This window comes from Micromonospora sp. NPDC007220 (genome assembly GCF_040634035.1).
Lineage (GTDB): Bacteria > Actinomycetota > Actinomycetes > Mycobacteriales > Micromonosporaceae > Micromonospora > Micromonospora reichwaldensis.
Window position 1 is genome coordinate 249,808 of record NZ_JBEYEU010000002.1, and the last position, 19,613, is coordinate 269,420.

Genomic DNA, 19,613 nt, shown 5'->3' on the forward strand with positions numbered 1-19,613 from the left:
CGGTCAGGACGCACATCCTTCGGGCACGGAATGTGTGACCGTGCCCCATGTCACAACATCGACGTATCGACGTAACGTCGCGGCAATTCGCGGGTGACCCAGTTCACACCCCGTCCCCAGGAGGCCCCGTGCGCCGCTCCCCGTCCCTGCTCTCCCGGCTGACCGGCGCGGTCGCCGGGATGGTCCTCGCCGCCGCCGCGGTGGCGACCGTCGCCGCCCCCGCCCAGGCCGCCACCCTCACCCAGGTCACCAACTTCGGCTCCAACCCGGGCAACCTCGCCATGTACGCGTACCGGCCGGACAACCTGCCGGCGGGCGCCCCGGCCGTCGTGCTGCTGCACGGCTGCACCCAGAACGCGGCCGGCTACTTCGCCAACTCCGGCTGGCAGAAGTTCGCCGACCAGTGGAAGTTCACCCTGATCGTGCCGCAGCAGTCCAGCGCCAACCAGCCGCTGAGCTGCTTCAACTGGTTCGTCGAGCAGGACATCACCCGAGGCTCCGGCGAGGCCCTGTCGATCAGGCAGATGGTCGACCACGCGCGGAACAACTACGGCACCGACGCCCGCCGGGTGTTCGTCAGCGGCCTCTCCGCCGGCGGGGGAATGAGCGCGGTCATGCTGGCCACCTACCCGGACGTCTTCGCCGCCGGCTCGGTCGTCGCCGGCCTGCCGTACCGCTGCTCGCCGCCCGCCTCCACCAGCACCTGCCAGTACAGCGGGGTGAACAAGACCCCGCAGGAGTGGGGCAACGTGGTCCGGGCCGCGTACCCCGGGCACACCGGCCCGCGCCCCCGGGTCGCCATCTGGCACGGCACGTCGGACTCCACCGTCGTGCCGGCCAACGCCACCGAGCTGCGCGACCAGTGGACCAACGTCCGGGGCGTCTCGCAGACCCCCACCAGCACCGCGTCGCTGCCCGCCAACACCAGCCTGGAGGTGTACGGCAACAACGACGTGCGCGTCTACCGGGTCTCCGGCATGGGTCACGGCACCCCGGTCGACCCGGGCCCGGGTGCCGAGCAGTGCGGCACCGCCGCCGCGTACATGCTCGACACCATCTGCTCGGCGTACCACGACGCGGTCTTCTTCGGCCTGAACGGCGGGACGAACCCCACCCCGACGCCGACGGCGAGCCCCACCGCGTCCCCGACCGCGAGCCCCACCGCCTCCCCGACCGCCAGCCCGACCGCAGCGCCGACCTGCGTCACGGCCAGCAACTACGCGCACGTCGCCGCCGGTCGCGCCTACCAGTCCGGCGGCTACGCCTACGCCAACGGCTCGAACCAGCGGATGGGCCTCTACAACACCTTTTACACCAGCACCCTCAAGCAGACCGGCCCCAACCACTGGGTGATCGGCTGCTGATCCCGCTCCCGACGCGCCGATCACGAAGTTGTCGTCACCCCGCCCCGCGCGGCGTGACGACAACTTCATGGTCGACCGGCTCAGGGGGCGGTGAGGGCCGCGTGCAGGGCGGCGGCCAAAGTGGGGTGGCGGTAGGTGAAGCCGGCCCCGGTGAGCACGCCCGGGAGGACGCGGGTGCTGGTCAGCGCCTCGTGGGCGAAGCCGCCCAGCACCACCTTCAACGCCAGCGCCGGGATCGGGACGATCGCCGGCCGGCGCAGCTGCCGGGCCAGCTCCCGGGTGAACTCGGCGTTGGTCACCGGGGCCGGCCCGACCAGGTTGACCGGCCCCACCAGGTCGTCGCGGTCCAGCACGAACCGCGCGGCGTCCAGCCAGTCCGCCATGGAGATCCATGGCAGCCACTGCCGGCCGCTGCCGAGCCGCCCGGCGATGCCCAGCCGGAAGGGCAGCAGTTGCGGCTTGAGCAGCCCGCCGTCGCGGTGCAGCGGCAGCCCGATGCGCAGCCGCACGACGCGTACGCCCGCGTCCTCGGCCGGCCGGGTCGCGGCCTCCCAGACCCGGCAGACGTCGGCCAGGAAGCCCTCGCCCGCCGGGGCGTCCTCCTCGACCGCCCGGTCGCCGGTGTTGCCGTACCAGCCGACCGCCGAGGAGTTCAGCAGTGTCCTCGGCCGGTCGGCTTCGGGCAGGCCGGCGATGGTGATCGCCAGCGTGGTGGTGGTGTCGACCCGGCTGGACCGGATCAGCTGCCGGTACCCGTCGTTCCACCGCTTGTCGCCCACGCCCGCGCCGGCCAGGTTGACGACCGCGTCCGCCTCCGCCACCACCGCCGGGTCGAGCTGCGCGGCGGACGGGTTCCACTGCCGCTCGTCGGCGGTGCGCGGCGGCCGGCGGACCAGCCGGGTGACCTGGTGGCCTTCCGCCGTGAGCCGGTCGACCAGCCGGGTGCCGAGGAAGCCGGACGCGCCGGCCATGAGGATCCGCATGCTCCCATCTTCGGGTACGGACGGCGGATCGGATGCGCTGTGGCGGGCGCGCACCGTACCGGGGCGACGCCGCCGACCGGCCGGCCGGCGGCGTCGCGCCGGATCAGCAGCCGGCGGTACGCGTGTAGTTCTGCGTCCCGAAGTAGAGCGCCAGGTTGCCGCTGAAGCGCACCTTGATGTCGCTGCCGTTCAGGCGCTGCTCGTAGTGCAGGTGCGAGCCGGAGGAGCCGCCGCTGTTGCCCACGTACCCGATGGTGGTGCTGTAGCCGACGGACTGGCCGACCGAGACGTTGAATCCGCTGAGGTGGGCGTAGTAGGTGGTGTACCCGTTGCCGTGGTTGATCCGCACGTACCGCCCGTAGCTGGTGTCGCCGAGGTTGGCGACGACGTCCACCGTGCCCGGGGCGCTGGCCTTGACCGGATCGCCGTGGTCGTCGGTCCGGTTGAAGTCGATCGCGTACTGCGGGCTGTGGGCGGTGCGGGTCTGGCCGGACCACGTCTGGTTGCACGGGAAGGGTGTGCGGAACGACGGCGCGGCGGCGGCGGGCGACGCCGGCACCAGGAAGGCGGCGGTCGCCAGCAGGGCGACGCTGAGGGAACTCGTCAGGCGGGTACGCATCCGAACCTCCATGGTCATAACCTTCGATCTATCTGCCGGATGATGTCAGAAAGTTTCGATGACCGGAAGCGTCCCCGCCCCGATTGCCGTCGATGCGTCGCTCAGGCGGCGAGGCGGGCCAGCACCGGCGTGAGCGGGTCGAGTGCGTCCTCGCGTACGACGAAGCGGGTGACGCCCCAGCGACGCCGGTGTGCGGCGACTGCCGCGACGATCTCGTCCTCGGTGCCGATGAGCACGAACGGCGTCGCGAGCAGCTCGGCGACGCTCAGCCCGATCCGTTCGGCGGTCGGCGCGGCGGCGGCCTCGGCGTCGTCGGTGACGGCGACGTGCTGCACGAGCGATTCCAGCACCGGTGGCTCGGCCCGCCCTTCCGCCCCGGCGGCGACGCAGGCCAGTTGCGCCTCGATGTCCGCCTCGCGCCAGCGCACGTCGTGCCGGTGACCGTCAGGCAGCGTGCGCCCCAGGCCGGACAGCCCGACCACGTCGGCGTGCGCGCCGGCCCAGCGCAGCATCGCCGAGTTCGCCGTGCCGAGGGTGAACGGGATCCGCCGCTGCACCGGGCGCGGGGCCTCCAGCCGCGCGCCCCGCAGGACCAGGTCGGGGGAGTCGACGGTGACCTCCTCGCCGTCGAGCAGGGCGCGGACGGCCTCGGCCACGGCCAGGCAGCGGCGTACCCGCCCGGCGACGTCGGGGCGCTCCCGGCCGACCGCGCGCCACTCGGCGGGGGTGTGGCCGGCGCCGAGGCCGAACCGGGCCCGCCCGCCCGACAACAGGTCGAGGGAGGCCACGTCCGAGGCGAGCAGCATCGGCTCGCGGACGCCGGCGTTGGAGACGTACGAGCCCAGGCCGATCGTCGAGGTCACCGCCGCCGCGGCGGCCAGCGAGACGAAGGGGGACGCCGCCGAACCCGGATGGTCGGCGGTGAACAGGGTGTCGAAGCCGGCTGCCTCGGCCCGCCGGGCCAGGTCCAGCCAGCCCGGGCCGTCGGACGGGACCGCCTGGAGAGAGAAGATCGCCATGCGCCCACCCTGCCGGGCCCGGGCCCGCCGACAAAGCCCGACCGCGGCGATTCTGCTACCGGCAGACCCGGGCCGGGCCGAACGTCGCGTGGACCCCGTGGTGCCGCCGGCGCGCTCGCCCGGGTACGGGTCAGTGGACCGGTCCAGGGTCACGGTCGAGCGGCGGGAGGGGCACCCCGAGGAGCCCCTTGGTGCTGCCGGCTGTCAGCGCGTTGAGCGCGCCGACGAGCTTCTTCTCCTCGTAGACGAAGTGCGTCTCGAGCAGCGCGGCGAGGGTGTCCAGCTCGGCCCGCACCTCGTGCGGCGGCGCGGTGGCGTCGGCCAGCTCCTCGACCCGGTGCAGGGCCTCGGCCACGATGTGATGGTCGGCCTCAAGCTCGCGCAGCACGGGGACCAGTTCGGGCACCTGCTCGGCCAGCACCCGGAACGCCCCGGCGTCCTCGCCGGTGTGGTGCCGGGTCAGCGCCGCGCAGAAGGCCAGGCAGTGGGTCCGCAGGTCCCTCGGCCGTACGCCGGGGTCGCCCACGCCGTCGCGCAGGCGGGCGAGCTCCTCGCGGAGCCAGAGGTGGATCTCGATCAGTTGGTTGCCGAAGGCCCGCAGGCGCTCGTCGGGCGTGAACGGAGGCATGTGTTTCCCATGCGGTCCCGCGCCTCCATGCCCTCGGCGGTCTCCTTGCCGGGTGCACCGCGACGCTGTGGCCAGCCTACGACAGCAGGCGCGAGGCCACGTGCCCCGTCAGGGCCGACGGACGGGCCGGATGGTGACCACGGCGTAATCCTGACGAGCGTGCTACGAGGTGCTACCCGGCGCCGTGGGCCGAGGGATGACATCCGGGTGCTCCGGTGCCCAGGTGTCAGGTCGACGGCTCGTCCGGGGTGGGCTCGCGCCAGCGGGCGCGCCAGGCGGCCTCGTGCGCCTCGTGGGTGGTCTTCTCCTCGAAGACCATCTCGCGCAGGGCGCGCCGGGAGTCCGCCATGACCACCGCCTCGACGGCCACCAGCCCGACGCAGATCGTGGTGAGCAGGGCGAGGGCGGCCAGCCCCGGCAGCCGTTGGCCGACGGGAACGGTGGCGGCCAGGAGGAGCACGGCACCGACCCTGGTCCACGAGACGGTACGCAGGGTGCGCCACTGGAACAGCATGTTCGCGCACAGGTAGCAGGCGACCCCGCCGAACAGCAGCAGGACACCGGGGCCGATCGTGGGGTCCCCGACGGGCGTGTCCGGATCGGCGACCTGGTGCACGATCTCCTCGGCGCCGAGGGCGAACAGGATGATTCCGGCGATCATCGGCAGGTACATGTAGGCGTACGCGTCGCGGGCCATCGAGACCCGGGGCCGGCCCTCGGCCGCGTGCAGGGCTATCCGGGCGGCCGGTGCGATCACGTCGTAGTGCGCCCACCAGAGCGCGGCCGTGAAGAAGATGCCGAGCACCGCCGCGGCGACCGCCGGCCACGTGGGCGGCTGGCCGAGCAGGTTGCTGCCGACGCCGACGGAGATGACCGACTCGCCCAGGGCGATGATCAGGATGAGGTCGTACCGCTCCGTCCAGTGCTCGGCGGAGGTCACCATCCAGCCCCAGGCGCCGGCGACCAGGCCCATGCCGTACTGGAGCAGGACGACGCTGACCCACAGGCCGTCGCGCAGCATCGCCGCCCGGTCCGGGTCCTCGATCTGGGGCGGGATCAGCGCGGCGGCCGTGAGCAGCATGGTGCTGATCGTGACCTCCGGGGAGTACTTCAGCAGCAGCCGCCGCTCCCCGGGTCTCTCCTGCGCGACGTGCCAGTACAGCGCCAGGTGCACACCCCTGATCACCACGTAGCTGAGCGCTACGACCATCGGCCCGGCGGCCACGTCGGTCGCGTCGCTGAACGCCTGGGGGAGGGAGAGCGCGAAGCAGAACAGCGCGGCCATGCCGATGACCATCAGCACGGGGACGAAGCCCTCACCGAGCCGGACCCGGGTGGCGACCACGCAGTGCACCACCCAGCACCACCAGAGCACGGCCAGCACGAGCATGGCGTGCACGAGCGACCAACCGGAGATGTTGGCGGCGGTGGTCCGGGTGATGATGAAGAACGAGAAGACGAAGACCAGGTCGAAGAAGACCTCGAACCGGTCGACCCGGGCGCCGGGGGCGATCGAGACGGCCGGTCCCAGCCGCTCGCGCCACCGGATGACACCCACCCAACCACTCTGGCAGCGCCCTGTCCCGGCCGGGCCGGAATCGCGCCAGCCCGGCGGCGCGCGGGCCGGGCGGCGGGCGAACCAGGCGACGGGCGGCCGGACGGCGGGCCGGTCGGGCGGCGGGGAACCAGACGGCGCGCAGGCCGGGCGGCCGGACGGCGAAAGGGCGCCCCGGTCGGTGACCGGGGCGCCCTTCGTGCCGTCGGGCGGGAACTACAGGCCGAGCTCGGCCTCGAAGTTGCCCGACTCCAGCCGCTCCTTGACCGCGACCAGGAAGCGGGCGGCGTCCGCGCCGTCGATCAGCCGGTGGTCGTACGACAGGGCCAGGTAGACCATCGACCGGACGGCGATGACCTCGCCCAGCTCCGGGTCGTTGACGACGACCGGACGCTTGACCACGGCACCCGTGCCGAGCATCGCCGACTGCGGCGACGGCACGATCGGGGTGTCGAAGAGGGCGCCCCGGCTGCCGGTGTTGGTCAGCGTGAAGGTCGCCCCGGCGATCTCGTCCGGGCTGATCTTGTTGGTCCGGGTGCGCTCGGCCAGGTCGGCGATCCGCTTGGCGATGCCACCCAGGTTCAGGTCGCCCGCGCCGTGGATCACCGGCACCATCAGGCCCCGCTCGGTGTCCACGGCGATGCCGAGGTTCTCCGAGTCCGGGTAGGTGATCGTGCCGGCGTCGAGGTCCATGCTGGCGTTGACGATCGGGTACGCCTGCAGCGCCTCGACCGCCGCGAGGGCGAAGAACGGCAGGAACGACAGCTTGACGCCGTGCCGCTGCTGGAACGACTCCTTGGCCTGCGCCCGCAGCTTGGCGACCTTGGTGACGTCCACCTCGACCACGGTGGTCAACTGCGCCATCTCGTGCAGCGACTGCTGCATCCGCTTGGCGATCGTCGCGCGGATCCGGGGGAGCTTCTCGGTGCTGCCGCGCTTGGCGCTCGGCTGCGGCTTGGCGGCCGGCTTGGCCGGGGCAGCCGCGGCGGGCTGCTGCGCCGGGGCCGGCGCGGCCTTGGCGGCCTTCGCCTTCTCCGCCGCCTCCAGCACGTCCTGCTTGCGGATCCGGCCACCGACGCCGGTGCCGTTGACCGAGGAGAGGTCGACGCCGTGCTCGCTGGCCAGCTTGCGCACCAGCGGGGTCACGTAGCCGGCGGCCTCCTCGCCGCCCTGGGCGGGCGCCGACGGGCGCTGCTGGGCCGGGGCCGACGGCACGGCCTTCTGCTCGGCCTGCGCGGGCTGCGCCGAGGTCTCGGCCTCCGCCGACGGCTCGTTGTACGACATGCCCGGGGTCGGCTCCTCAGCCTTGGGCTCCGGCTTGGCCTCGGCCTTCGGCTCGGGCTTCGGCTCGGGCTTGGCCTCCGCCTTGGGCTCGGGCTTCGGCTCCGGCTTCGCCTCGGCCGGGGCGGCGCCGGCGGCGCCGATCACGGCCAGGTCGGCGCCGACCGCGGCGGTCTCGTCCTCGGGAACCTTGATCTCCAGGACCGTGCCGGCCACCGGCGACGGGATCTCGGTGTCGACCTTGTCGGTGGAGACCTCCAGCAGGGGCTCGTCCACCTCGACGGTGTCGCCGACCTGCTTGAGCCAGCGGGTGACAGTGCCCTCGGTGACGCTCTCGCCCAGGGCCGGCATCTTGACCGGGGTGCCCTCGCCCGACGGCGCCGGCGCGGCCTGCGCCTGGGTCTCCGGCTCCTCGACGGCCGGCTGCTCCGCCTCGGCCTGCGGCTCCTCGGCGGCCTCGGCGGCCTCCTCGGCCGGCTCCTCCTGCTGCGGGGCGGTCTCGCCGCCGCCGGTGGACTCGCCCTCGCCCGCGATCACGGCCAGCTCGCTGCCGACCTCGGCGGTCTCGTCCTCGCCGACCACGATCCGGCTCAGCACGCCCGCCGCCGGGGACGGGATCTCGGTGTCGACCTTGTCGGTCGACACCTCGAGCAGGGGCTCGTCGACCTCGACGGTGTCGCCCTCCTGCTTGAGCCAGCGCGTGACGGTGCCCTCGGTGACGCTCTCACCGAGCCGGGGCATGGTGACCGATACCGGCATCTTCAAAGACTCCTTCATTCCCCTGGTGGGATCATCGCCCGTCGCCGGACGCCGCGGTTGTCGTGATCAGGCGTGTGCGTGCAGCGGCTTGCCGGCGAGCGCCAGGTGCGCCTCGCCCAGGGCCTCGTTCTGCGTCGGGTGGGCGTGCACGAGCTGCGCCACCTCGGCCGGGTACGCCTCCCAGTTGTAGATGAGCTGCGCCTCGCCGACCATCTCGCCGACCCGGGCGCCGACCATGTGCACGCCGACGACGGGGCCGTCCTCCACCCGGACGAGCTTGACGAAGCCGGCCGTCTTGAGGATCTGGCTCTTGCCGTTGCCGCCCAGGTTGTAGTTGTAGGTCTTGACCTTGTCGGCGCCGTACTGCTCCTTGGCCTTCGCCTCGGTCAGGCCGACCGACGCCAGCTCCGGGTCGGAGTAGGTGACGCGGGGGATGCCGACCTCGTCGATGACGGCCGGGTTCTGCCCGGCGATCTCCTCGGCGACGAAGATGCCCTGCTGGAAGCCCCGGTGGGCGAGCTGAAGGCCGGGCACGATGTCGCCGACGGCGTAGACGTTCGGCACGCTGGTGCGCAGCCGCTCGTCGGTCAGCACGTAGCCGCGGTCCATCTTGACGCCCTGCTCCTCGTAGCCGAGGTCGGCGGTGTTCGGGCCGCGGCCGACGGCGACCAGCAGCAGCTCCGCCTCGACGGTGTCACCGCCGGCGATGCTGACCTTGACGCCCTTGTCGGTCTTCTCGACCTTCTCGAACGGCTTGCCGACCTTGAAGTTGATCTTCCGCTTGCGGAACGCCCGCTCCAGCGCCTTCGAGGACTCCTCGTCCTCGGCCGCGACCAGCCGGGGGAGCGCCTCGACGATCGTGACGTCCACCCCGAAGGACTTCCACACGCTGGCGAACTCGACGCCGATCACGCCACCACCGAGCACGATCGCCGAGGCCGGGACCCGGTCGAGGGTGAGCGCGTGGTCGCTGGTGATGACCCGCTCGCCGTCGACCTCCAGGCCGGGCAGGCTCTTGGCGTACGAACCGGAGGCCAGCACGATGTTGCGGCCGGTGTAGCGCTTGCCGTCGACCTCGACGACGTTCTTGCCGACCAGCTTGCCGTGGCCCTCGACGATGGTGATCGACTTGTTGCCCTTGAGCATGCCCTGCAGGCCCTTGTAGAGCCGGGAGATCACGCCGTCCTTGTAGGCGTTGACCCCCGCCATGTCGATGCCGACCAGCTCGGCCTTCACGCCGAACTGCTCCGACTCGCGGGTCTGGTCGGCGATCTCGGCCGCGTGCAGCAGCGCCTTGGTCGGGATGCAACCGTTGTGCAGGCAGGTGCCGCCGAGCTTGCCCTTCTCGACCAGCGCGACCTTCAGGCCCAGCTGGACGGCGCGCAGGGCGGTCGCGTAGCCGCCGCTGCCACCTCCGAGGATGACGATGTCGAAGGTTGCGTCGTTCGGCTCGCTCACGTTCAACTCCCAGGTCGCGTCACTGCTTCGGGGGTCACGGCGGGGCAACAACGGGCACACCCCACCTCGGTCATCTTGTCACCACCGCCCGCCGCCCGCGTAGTGAGGTGCCCAACGACACGTCCGTGACACGTACGCTTGGCCCTGGCTTCGATGACGGACTGATGGGGAGACGCTCGGTGGGACTGTTCCGGCGACGCAAGAAGACGCGGGCGGTCAGCCTCGACCGGGCCGCCGACCGCGCCGATCTGGAGCACCTGGAGGGCTTCGTCCGCAGCCGGCGCGGGGTCGAGGCCTACATCGAGCCGCGGACCACCGTCACCGAGACCACGGTCATGCTGATCGCCGACGACGGGGAGTGGACCCGCCGCCGCATCGACGGCCCCGACGGCGCCCGCCGCTTCGCGTACCGGATGGGCATCCCGGTCTACGACGTGCGGCTGATGGGCTACCCGCAGCGGATGCGCGACTACAACGAGCGCCGCAAGCGCCGCCCCGAGCTGTATTGAGCCGGCGCCCGGCCGGGTGAGAACGCAAGGAGGGCCCCTCGTTCGACGAGGGGCCCTCCTTCGCGTACGTCAGCCGTTGGCGGCGACGTCCTCCACCAGCTGGACGAGCGTGCGGACCGGCACGCCCGTGCCGCCCTTGGTCCAGTAGCCGGTCGCCTCGCCCGAGTGGTAGCTCGGGCCCGCGATGTCGATGTGCGCCCAGTCGACGTCGGCGCTGACGAACTCCCGCAGGAACACCCCGCCCTGGAGCATGTGCCCCGCCCGGTCCATGCCGGCGTTGACCTGGGAGATGTCGGCGACGTCGGAGTCCATGCCCTTGCGTACGTCGTCCGGCAGCGGCATCGGCCAGGCCGGCTCGCCGACCGCGTCGCCGGCGGTGCGGACCCGCTCGCACAGCTCGGGGCTGCCCATCACGCCGGCGATCCGCTTGCCCAGCGCGACCACCTGCCCGCCCGTGAGGGTGGAGGTCTCGAAGAGGTAGTCGCAGCCGTCCTCGCAGGCCCGCGCCATCGCGTCGGCCAGGATCATCCGGCCCTCGGCGTCGGTGTTGAGCACCTCCACCTTCTTGCCGTTGTACATGCTGATCACGTCACCCGGCCGGTACGACCGCCCGGACGGCATGTTCTCCGCCATCGGCAGGTACGCCGTCACGGCCACCGACGGCTTGAGCGCGGCGACCGCCAGCATGGTCGCGGCCACCGCCGCGGCGCCTCCCATGTCGGACTTCATCTCCCACATGCCCTGCGCCGGCTTGATCGAGATGCCGCCGGTGTCGAAGGTGATGCCCTTGCCGACGAGCGCCACCCGCTTGCCGTTGCCACCGCCGGCCGGGGTGTAGGTCAGCTTCACCAGCCGCGGCGGGGCCTCCGAGCCCTGCCCGACGGCGATGATGCCGCCGTACCCGCCGGCGGCCAGGGCCGCCTCGTCGAGCACCTCGACCGTCAGGCCGGCCTCCCGGGCGGAGTCCGCCACCGAGTCGGCGAAGGACGGCGGGCGCAGCTCATTCGGGGCGGTGTTGACCCAGTCCCGGCTGCGCCGGACCGCGCCGCACACCACTTGGGCGCGGGCGATCTCGGCCTGGGCGCCGGCGTCACCGGCGTCCGGCACGGCGACCAGCACCTCGGCCACCGGCTCCCGCCGGGACGGCTGCGGCCGGGTCTTGTAGCCGGCGAAGCGGTAGCCGCCGAGCAGCGCGCCCTCCGCCACCGCGCGCAGCGCCGCAGGCGCGTCGGCGTCGTCCGGCAGCGGCAGCGCGAGCGCCACCCGCGGCGCGCCCGCGAGCGCCCGTACGGCCCCGCCGGCGGCCCGGCGCAGGGTCTCCGGGGCAGGGGCGGCGCCGGTCGGCTCCGGGCCGAGCCCGACGGCGGCGACCACCGGGGCGGTCACGGTGCCCAGCGTGGCCAGCTTGATCACCTCGCCGGGGGCGCCGGTCGCGCCGAGCAGGGCCAGCGTCTCGGTCAGCTTGCCGTCGAAGGCGGCGGCGATGCTCTCCGCGCCGCTGGCCAGCAGCAGGGTTCCGGCCAGGCCGGTGGTGGCGTCCTGCTCGCCGGTCTGGCTGTGCAGGCCGATCACGATCGCGTCGACGGCGAGCTCGGCGGGGTCGGTGTCGACCAGGCTCAGGGTGGTGCTGGGCGATGTCACTGAAGCTACTCCGGGCGGGCCGGGCCGGTCGCGTCGTCGCGTACCGGCGATGGAGGTCTCCGGCGGAACGTACCCGTCGGAGGTCGGGGCTGTCCCGTCGACGGCTCCGACGGGTCCCGCCGATGCTAACCAGCCGCCCAGCTCCCGGTAAGTTCCCACCCATGACCGACGTGACCTCCGACGCCGCCGCGACCCGGCTGCGCCGTTCCCCGCTGCACGAGCGGCACACCGCTCGCGGCGCCAAGTTCGCCCCGTTCGGTGGCTGGGAGATGCCGCTGGAGTACGCCGGGGGCGGGGTGCTGAAGGAACACACCTCGGTGCGGACCGGGGTGGGCGTGTTCGACGTCTCCCACCTGGGCAAGGCGCGGGTGACCGGGCCGGGCGCGGCGGAGTTCGTCAACGCCTGCCTCAGCAACGACCTGGGCCGGATCGGGCCGGGCCGGGCGCAGTACACCCTCTGCTGCGACGACGCCACCGGCGGCGTGGTGGACGACATCATCGCCTACCTGCACGCCGACGACCACGTCTTCCTCATCCCGAACGCCGCGAACACCGTCGAGGTGGTGCGCCGGCTGCGCGCCGCCGCCCCGGCGTCGGTCACGGTCACCGACGAGCACGAGGCGTACGCCGTCCTCGCCGTGCAGGGCCCGCGCTCGGCGGAGCTGCTCGGCGCGCTGGGCCTGCCGACCGGGCACGACTACATGAGCTTCTCCACGGCGACGCTCGACGGGGTCGAGCTGACCGTGTGCCGCACCGGCTACACCGGGGAGCTGGGCTACGAGCTGGTGGTGCCGGCGGCCGACGCGGTCGCGGTCTGGGACGCGCTCTTCGCGGCGGACGCCGACCTGCGCGCCTGCGGGCTGGCCGCCCGGGACACCCTGCGCACCGAGATGGGCTACCCGCTGCACGGTCAGGACCTGTCGCCGGAGATCACCCCGGTGCAGGGCCGCTCCGGCTGGGCGGTCGGCTGGGACAAGCCGGCCTTCTGGGGCCGCGACGCGCTGCTCGCGGAGAAGGCCGCCGGCCCGAGGCGTACGCTGCGCGGCCTGGAGGCGGTCGACCGGGCGATCCCGCGCCCCGGCATGACGGTGCACGTCGGCGACGCGGAGGTCGGCACGATCACCAGCGGCACGTTCTCGCCGACGAAGAAGCAGGGCGTCGCCCTCGCCCTCCTCGACACCGCCGCGAAGCTGATCGACGGCGACCTGGTAGAGGTGGACATCCGCGGCCGCCGCGCCCAGATGCGCGTCACCCGCCCCCCGTTCGTAACCCCCTCGGTGCGCTGACCCCTCTCACCCCCGGCCCCGGCCCCCTTCCCCCCGTTGATCATGAAGTTGTTGTCACCCGGACCGGCGTGTCCCGGCAACAACTTCATGATCAACGGGGGAGTGGGAGTGGGAGGGTGGGGGGGAGAGCGGGGGTCAGAGTGGGGGGTGGGGGCGTTCGCCGGCGTCCAGGACGGCCTGGGTCCAGCCGCCCTCGATGACGCCGGTGCCGTCGAGGACGGCCCAGTCGACGACGTCGGTGGCCTCCACGATGACCGGTGAGCCGATGCGCACGGTCGGGTCGGTGTTGGCGTCGCTGGCGCTGGCGGCCACGATCCGCTCCGGGGTGTCCCACGAGGTCACCCCGGCCCAGACCAGCTCCGGGCCGTCGTCGCCGGGCAGGCCGTACTTGACCACGAGCTGCGTCTCCGGCGGGAGCTGGCCGGCGAGGAACCGGGCCCGGATGTCGCCCAGCCCGGCCCGGGCGGTGGCGACCGCCCTGCTCATCGCGTCGCCCGCCCGGGCGTAGCGCACGTCCGGCTGGATGCCGGCGAAGAGGGTGGCGCAGGCGGCGGCGTAGTAGCGGCCGTCCGGCCCCGGATGCCCGGCGGGCGGGCGCAGGCTGAGGAACGAGTCGGCGTCGGGGTCGGTGGCCGGGTCCAGCTCCAGGCGCAGCAGCACCGGCGCCGTCGCGCCGTGCTGTTCCGGATTGCCGTACGCCACCGCGATGTCGTGCCCGGTCACCGTGGCCAGCACCGGCAGCTGCACGAACGCCGGCACCTCCTCCCCGGAGAGCCCGTCGGTCCAGTCCCGCAGCAGCCGCCGGGCGGCCCCGGTCATCACCGCGCCCCAGGCCCGGGTCAGGTGGTCCGGCACGCCCTGGGTCTGCAACTCCAGCAGCCCGAAGCGGCGCAGCCCCTTCGTGGTGAACCAGAGCCCCTCGGCGTCGGAGGAGTAGGGCACCAGCACCCAGTCGACCAGCCGGATCCGCCCCTGGTCGTCGGGGAGCGAGCGCAGCGCCGTCGCCGGGTCGAGGAACTGGAGGCCGAACACGTCCACCACGTCGCCGTCGACGGACTCGGCGACGGCGGCGGCCACCGCCCGGGCCGCCCACTCGTGGGCCGGCGGCCAGCCGGGCCGGTACTCGGCCTGCACCACGACCAGGTGGCTCGCGGCGGCCAGCCGGGCCAGCTGCGCCTCGGTGGCGCCGAACGCGGTGAGCAGGTCCGGCGGCAGCTCGGGGAACTCGCCGATCGGCCGGGTGTCGACGCTCATCAGCGGGCTGTCGAGCATGTGCCGCGCGAGCCCGTGCACCGGCTCCGCCAGCCGGCCGGTGAGCCGCGCCACCGCCGTCTTCGCGCTCACCTTCGGCAGCCCCGTCATGGGCACCAGGTAGGTCGCGCTCAGCGACTCCGGAACCGGTACGGGCAGGAAGTCGTCCGTGATGAGCATGTCGTCCCCCGGTTGGCCGCGCCGGTGCTGTCGTGGGAGAACGCTACCCGGCGCGGTGCGCCCCGTTCAGCCGGACAGCACCACTCCCAGGTAGACCAGCGTGGTGACCACCTCCACGGTCGCGCCGAGCACGTCGCCGGTGACGCCGCCGAGCCGGCGTACCACGTGTCGCAGCAGCCCCACCGCGACGGCGAGTGCCACGGTGACGGCGAGTGGCCCCTGCCACGGGCGGCCCGGCACGGCCGCGAGCGCCGGCAGCGCGACGGCGACCGCCCCGGCGGCCAGGGCGACCGGCCCGACGGTGCCCGCGACCAGCGCGCCGAGCCCCTCCGGGCGGGCGGCCGGCACCCCGCGCCGGCAGGCCACCGCCACCCCGAGCCGGCCGGCGGCGGTCGCCGTGACCACCGCCGCGAGCGCCGCCGGCCACGACCGTCCCGCCAGCTCCGCGAGGGCCGCCGCCTGCACCAGGAGTACGACCACCAGCGCGACCACCCCGAACGGGCCCACGTCCGGCTTCTTCATGATCTCCAGCGCGGCGTCCCCCCGCCGGTACGACCCCAGCGCGTCCACGGTGTCGGCCAGCCCGTCGAGGTGCAGCCCCCGGGTGAGCAGCGCCCCGACGCCGACGGTCACCGCCGCCGCGACCAGCGGGGGCGCGAGCGCACCGGGAAGCAGCAGGACGCCGGCGAGGACGACGCCGAGCAGCGCGCCGACCGCCGGGGCGAGCGCCATCGCCGTGCCCGCCACCGACCGGTCGATGCGGCCGGCGGGTACCGGCAGGGTGGTGAAGGTGGTCAGCGCCAGCCGCGCCCCGTCGGCGAACCGCGACTCAGCCGGCACGCCGGCCGGACGGGTCCACCGCTTCCGTGTCCGGCCCGGCGCTGCCGGGCTCGCGGAGGTCGGCCTCGGTGCTGGTCGGCCCGGGGCCGGCGGGCTCCGGCTCGCGGAAGTCGGGTTCGGTGCTGGTCGGTCCGGGGCCGGCGGGCTCCGGCTCGCGGAAGTCGGGCTCGTCGGTGTCCGGCGCGGTCTCCGGCTCGTCGTCCTCGCCGCCGCCGAGCGACGGGTGGGCCGGCAGCGCGGCGGCCAGCGCCAGCACCGAGCGCAGCAGCGGCAGCGCGGCCAGCGCGTTCGCGCCCTCGCCCAGGTCGAGCCGCAGGTCGAGCAGCGGGGTCAGGCCGAGCACGTCGGCGCCGAGCTGGACGGCGGGGTGCCCGCCGTGGTCGGCCAGCAGGCACCAGTGCCGGGCCTGCCCGGCCAGGTCGCGGGTGACCATGGCGGCGGCCACCCCGACCGGACCGTCGAGCATCACCGGCAGCCGGCGGGCGGTGGCGCCGAGCAGCACGCCGGTGGCCACGGCGACGTCCCCGCCGCCCAGTTCGGCCAGCACGTCCTTGGCGCTGCGCGGCGAGTTCCGGGTGCGGTGCAGCGCGTCCCGTACCGCCGCGCACCGCCGCATCCAGGCCGCGTCGTCGATCTCGCCCGAGTCGGTGACGACCCGCCGGAGCACCGCCGGCGCCTCGGCGCCCGCCGTCGCCACCAGCACCGCCGCCGCGGCGGCCTCGGTGCCGGCGCCGCACGCCCCGAGCACCAGCAGTCGTACGCCCGCGTCGGCGGCCTCCTCGGCAAGCCGCCAGCCGTAGCGCAGGGCGACCTCGACCTGCTCGCCGGTCAGCGTGGGTTCGGTCTCCATCGGCGCGGACGCCGGGACCTCCACCACCTGGAGCTCGGCGCCACTCTCGGCGGCCAGCCGGGCCAGCGCCCCCTGCCCGGCGCGGGCCTGCCGGGCGCGGCGCGTCGACTCGCCCTCCACGGTGCCGGCGGCGGCGTCGCCGAGGTGGTCGCCGTGCAGCAGCAGCACCCGCACCCGGCCCCACGGGGCCGGGGTGACGGTGCCCTGGGTGGCGGCGGCGAACCCGACGGCCCGCTCCAGCACGCCCAGCCCCGACCCGGGCACGTCCAGGGTGGCGAGCCGCTCGATCGCCTGCGGGCCGGCGTACTCGTCGGGCATGGGCAGTTCCATGCCGGGCTGGATGACCAGGCCCGTGGCGACCATCGGCAGCGCCATGGTCGGGGCGGCCCAGGCGGTGCCGGTCGGCTCGGCGCCGGGCACCGCGTCCGGTGCGGTCGGCGGCGTGGGGGTGAACACGTCCGGGGAGGGCTCCGACGCGGCCACCGACCCGCCAGCGCCGCCGGGAACGCCCGGGGCGCCGGCCTGTGCGGGGCCGGCCTGTGTGGGCACGGTGGCCGGGTGCGGGGCGCCGGGCTTGAGCCAGGCGGCCTGGCCGGCGACCACGAGGACGACCGCGTCGCAGGCGTCGGCGACCGCCCGGTTGGCCGCGCCCAGCGCGTCGGTGAAGGCCCGCCCGAGCGGGGTGGTGGGCACCAGGGAGAGCCCGACCTCGGGGCTGACCAGCACCAGCCGGGCCGCGCAGGAGCGCACCGCCGCCGCCAGCTCGGCGATGGTGGCGGTGTCGTCCGCCGGCTGGTGCGCCGGGTCGAGCAGCACGGTCACCCAGCCGCCGAGGTCGTCGACGAGCAGCGTCTCGTTGGGCCCGGCGGAGGCCAGCACGTCCGCGAGGCGGCGCGGGTCGGCCGCGGTCTCCTCGGTGGTCCAGGTCTCCGGTCGGCGCTCGCGGTGCGCCGCCAGCCGGGCCGCCCACTCCGCGTCGTCGGCCGGCGCGTCGGCGGCCGTGGCCACGTAGCGGACCGTCGGCGCGTCGGCGACCAGGGCCTCGGCGAACTCGGACTTTCCGGACCGGATACCGCCGAGCACCAGGACCGTGTTCCACCCGTCAACGGACATGCCCGTACTTTAGAGCCAGCGCCCGGGTGCGGCCCCCCGGAGGTGCGGGGTACGGCCGGCCCGGCCCCGCAGGGAGGCGGCCGGTCGCCGCCGCGGGCAGGGGCACCCCCGGGCGGCGCTCAGTCGCAGTGCTCGAAACCGCTGGCGTAGCTGGCCCCGCCGGTGGACCCGCCCCACTTCACGCACACCCCGGCGGCCCTGGCCCGCACCGGCCCCGCGTAGTACGAGAACGACCCGCTGTCGGTGCTGCGGGCCCGGCCCCGCACCTCCAGCCACGCCGAGGCGGCCGTGGCCGTGCCCACCGCGGTCGCCTTCATCGTGACCACGCAGTTGTTGCCGCTGCCGGCGTGGTAGAGCAGGTAGACCCTGCCCTTCCGGCTGCCCGAGGCGGTCAGCGGGGCCGAGTCGATCACCCTGTACCCGCTGCCGCACGCCTCGACCGGCGTGTACGGGTTCGGCTTCGCCGGCTGTCCGGCCGTCGGTCCGGGGCCGGGTCCGCCGGGAGCGGTCGCGGTCGGCTCGCCGCTGCCCGCCGTCGGGACCGGGGAGCGCCCGGGCGGCGACGCCGACGGACTGCGGGACGACGCCGTCGCGCGGGTGGCACCCGGCGTGGGCTCGACGCGCAACCGGCCCGTACCGTCGTCGGCCGCCGCGCCGGACGGGCCCGCCGCCGCGGACTCGCCGGTCAGCGCCGCCGGGACGTCTCCGCCGGCCGGGCCGTCGTCGGGGGCCAGGGCGAGCGCGGCCACCCCGACCAGCACCACGAGCCCGGTGGCCGCCGCGCCGAGCAGCGCGGCCCGACGCCGCCGTGCCGGCTGCGGCACGACCGGGTCCTCCCGGGTGGGCGGGACCGGTCCCAAGGCGTCGCTTCCCGTCGCCGGTCCCGGGTGCGGCCGGGCGGCGACGGGCGGCAGCGGCGCCCACGGATCCGGCGGGGCGACCGGCCCGGCGGGGGCCGGCGCAACGGCGTCACCGGCCGCCGGGGTACCGCCCTGGTCCGGTTGCGCGGCGGCGGGCACCGCCGAGGTCGGGCCGGCGACGGCCCACGGCGGGCGGGCGGACGTCGGCACCACGGCCAGGGTCGCGTCGCGGGCCTCGGCCGCGGCGTCGGCCATCGCCGCCGCGTCGCCGAACCGGTCGCCGGGGCGCTTCGCCATCGCCCGCTGCACCAGCGCGGCCACCGCCGCCGGGATGTCGGGCGGCAGCGGCGGCGGCTCCTCCTGGAGGTGCCGCAACGCCACCTGGAGCGGGTTGTCCCCGTCGAACGGCGGCTGGCCGGTCAGGCAGAAGTACGCCACCGCGCCGAGCGCGTAGACGTCCGTCGCCGGGGAGACCGGCTGGTTCGCGGCCTGCTCGGGCGACATGTACGAGGCGGTACCGAGCATCACGTTGGCGGCGGTGATGCCCGCCATGGAGCCGGAGCGGGCGATGCCGAAGTCGACCAGCACCACCCGGCCGTCGCCCTTCACCAGCAGGTTGCCCGGCTTGACGTCCCGGTGCACGATGCCGGCGAGGTGGGCGGTGTGCAGCGCCTCGGCGGCCTGCGCCACCACCGACATGGTCGACGCCGGGTCGAGCCGCCCCCCGCGCCGCAGCCAGGAACTCAGCGGCTGGCCGTCGACGTACTCCATCACCAGGTAGTCGACCTGGCTGCCGTCGTCGAGGACGGACCGGCCGACGTCGTGCACGGCGACCACGCCCGGGTGGCGCAGCGCCGCCAGCATCCGCGCCTCCGCCCGGAACCGGGCCGTGAACTCGGGATCCGCGCTCAACGCCGGCAGCAGCGCCTTCACCGCCACCGTACGTTCCAGCATGAGGTCGGTGCAGCGCCAGACCGCGCCCATGCCGCCGATCGCCACTCGGTCGTCCAGCCGGTACCGGTCGCTGAGCACCACTCCCCGAGTAAGCACCGCGACACCGTACCGGCCCGGCGGAGCGGGGCTGGCCGCCCGGCGGGGCGGCGGAGCGGGGCTGGCCGCCCGGCGGGGCGGCGACGGACTACCGGGGTGTCTGGTACTGGAAGTCGTTGGGGTTGACCGCTGCCGGCTTCGGGTCCTCCTGCCAGGCGCCCTCCCCGGGGCGGGCGACGAGGGCGTCCAGCAGGTCCTCCCGTTCCATGTGCGCGGCCCCCACGATGCCGCCGCGCACCGCCATCGCCCGCAGCGCCTCGGTGTCCTTGTCGTGCAGCGGTTCGTCCATCGTCGCCTCCTCCAGGCCCGTCGGCGGTCGGCGACCGCCCCGTCGCGCGTCAGGAGGCCCATACCCGGACAGGGGCCG

The 19,613-nt window shown here is 74.6% G+C and carries 16 protein-coding genes; 3 read left to right on the plus strand and 13 right to left on the minus strand.

The genetic code is table 11. The annotated features are described in order from the left end of the window. Positions 1–128 precede the first annotated feature (128 nt). On the plus strand, positions 129–1,364 hold the full coding sequence (locus ABZ573_RS07285) for a PHB depolymerase family esterase (RefSeq protein ID WP_358116481.1): 1,236 nt from the start codon (positions 129–131) through the stop codon (positions 1,362–1,364). Positions 1,365–1,444: 80 nt separating this feature from the next. Here ABZ573_RS07285 and ABZ573_RS07290 read toward each other — a convergent pair whose 3' ends face one another. The 7 genes from ABZ573_RS07290 to lpdA form a co-directional block, all read right to left on the minus strand. Further along, positions 1,445–2,347 (minus strand): TIGR01777 family oxidoreductase, encoded by a 903-nt coding sequence (locus ABZ573_RS07290; protein ID WP_327029186.1) that lies wholly within the window; start codon positions 2,345–2,347, stop codon positions 1,445–1,447. A gap of 103 nt (positions 2,348–2,450) precedes the next feature. Next, positions 2,451–2,978, minus strand: coding sequence for a M23 family metallopeptidase (locus ABZ573_RS07295; protein ID WP_358116484.1), 528 nt, complete (start codon positions 2,976–2,978; stop codon positions 2,451–2,453). 89 nt (positions 2,979–3,067) lie between these two features. Further along, positions 3,068–3,985: an LLM class flavin-dependent oxidoreductase gene (locus tag ABZ573_RS07300; protein WP_327029185.1), complete on the minus strand. Its 918-nt coding sequence runs from the start codon at positions 3,983–3,985 to the stop codon at positions 3,068–3,070. A 130-nt stretch (positions 3,986–4,115) separates the two neighbouring features. Continuing rightward, positions 4,116–4,613 (minus strand): hemerythrin domain-containing protein, encoded by a 498-nt coding sequence (locus ABZ573_RS07305; protein ID WP_327029184.1) that lies wholly within the window; start codon positions 4,611–4,613, stop codon positions 4,116–4,118. A gap of 226 nt (positions 4,614–4,839) precedes the next feature. Next, positions 4,840–6,171, minus strand: coding sequence for a low temperature requirement protein A (locus tag ABZ573_RS07310; RefSeq protein ID WP_151456445.1), 1,332 nt, complete (start codon positions 6,169–6,171; stop codon positions 4,840–4,842). 213 nt (positions 6,172–6,384) lie between these two features. Then, a complete protein-coding gene (gene sucB / locus ABZ573_RS07315; protein WP_151456446.1) occupies positions 6,385–8,208 on the minus strand; it encodes a 2-oxoglutarate dehydrogenase, E2 component, dihydrolipoamide succinyltransferase in 1,824 nt (607 codons plus the stop codon). A gap of 66 nt (positions 8,209–8,274) precedes the next feature. After that, complete coding sequence (gene lpdA, locus ABZ573_RS07320; protein ID WP_151456447.1) at positions 8,275–9,666, minus strand: dihydrolipoyl dehydrogenase; 1,392 nt, start codon at positions 9,664–9,666, stop codon at positions 8,275–8,277. 179 nt (positions 9,667–9,845) lie between these two features. On the opposite strand from lpdA, the gene ABZ573_RS07325 reads away from it, so the two are divergent. Then, positions 9,846–10,175, plus strand: coding sequence for a hypothetical protein (locus ABZ573_RS07325; protein ID WP_151456448.1), 330 nt, complete (start codon positions 9,846–9,848; stop codon positions 10,173–10,175). A gap of 69 nt (positions 10,176–10,244) precedes the next feature. On the opposite strand, the gene ABZ573_RS07330 is transcribed toward ABZ573_RS07325, so the two are convergent. Beyond that, the gene (locus ABZ573_RS07330; protein ID WP_151456449.1) at positions 10,245–11,816 is read right to left on the minus strand and encodes a leucyl aminopeptidase; all 1,572 of its coding nucleotides are present in this window, start codon (positions 11,814–11,816) and stop codon (positions 10,245–10,247) included. Positions 11,817–11,977: 161 nt separating this feature from the next. On the opposite strand from ABZ573_RS07330, the gene gcvT reads away from it, so the two are divergent. Then, complete coding sequence (gcvT, locus tag ABZ573_RS07335; protein ID WP_358116492.1) at positions 11,978–13,102, plus strand: glycine cleavage system aminomethyltransferase GcvT; 1,125 nt, start codon at positions 11,978–11,980, stop codon at positions 13,100–13,102. A 135-nt stretch (positions 13,103–13,237) separates the two neighbouring features. Here the strand turns inward: gcvT and ABZ573_RS07340 are convergent, their stop codons facing one another. The 5 genes from ABZ573_RS07340 to ABZ573_RS07360 form a co-directional block, all read right to left on the minus strand. Then, positions 13,238–14,533: a DUF2314 domain-containing protein gene (locus tag ABZ573_RS07340; RefSeq protein ID WP_327029181.1), complete on the minus strand. Its 1,296-nt coding sequence runs from the start codon at positions 14,531–14,533 to the stop codon at positions 13,238–13,240. 66 nt (positions 14,534–14,599) lie between these two features. Next, positions 14,600–15,373, minus strand: a complete 774-nt coding sequence (cobS, locus tag ABZ573_RS07345) for an adenosylcobinamide-GDP ribazoletransferase (RefSeq protein ID WP_358116496.1) — start codon at positions 15,371–15,373, stop codon at positions 14,600–14,602. Beyond that, on the minus strand, positions 15,363–17,336 hold the full coding sequence (locus tag ABZ573_RS07350; RefSeq protein ID WP_151456669.1) for a bifunctional adenosylcobinamide kinase/adenosylcobinamide-phosphate guanylyltransferase: 1,974 nt from the start codon (positions 17,334–17,336) through the stop codon (positions 15,363–15,365). The genes cobS and ABZ573_RS07350 overlap by 11 nt, the downstream gene beginning before the upstream one ends. 119 nt (positions 17,337–17,455) lie before the next feature. Beyond that, entirely contained in the window at positions 17,456–19,246 is a 1,791-nt protein-coding gene (locus ABZ573_RS07355) for a serine/threonine-protein kinase (RefSeq protein ID WP_358116499.1), read from the minus strand. 88 nt (positions 19,247–19,334) lie between these two features. Next, the gene (locus ABZ573_RS07360; RefSeq protein WP_121400450.1) at positions 19,335–19,535 is read right to left on the minus strand and encodes a hypothetical protein; all 201 of its coding nucleotides are present in this window, start codon (positions 19,533–19,535) and stop codon (positions 19,335–19,337) included. Positions 19,536–19,613 lie beyond the last annotated feature (78 nt).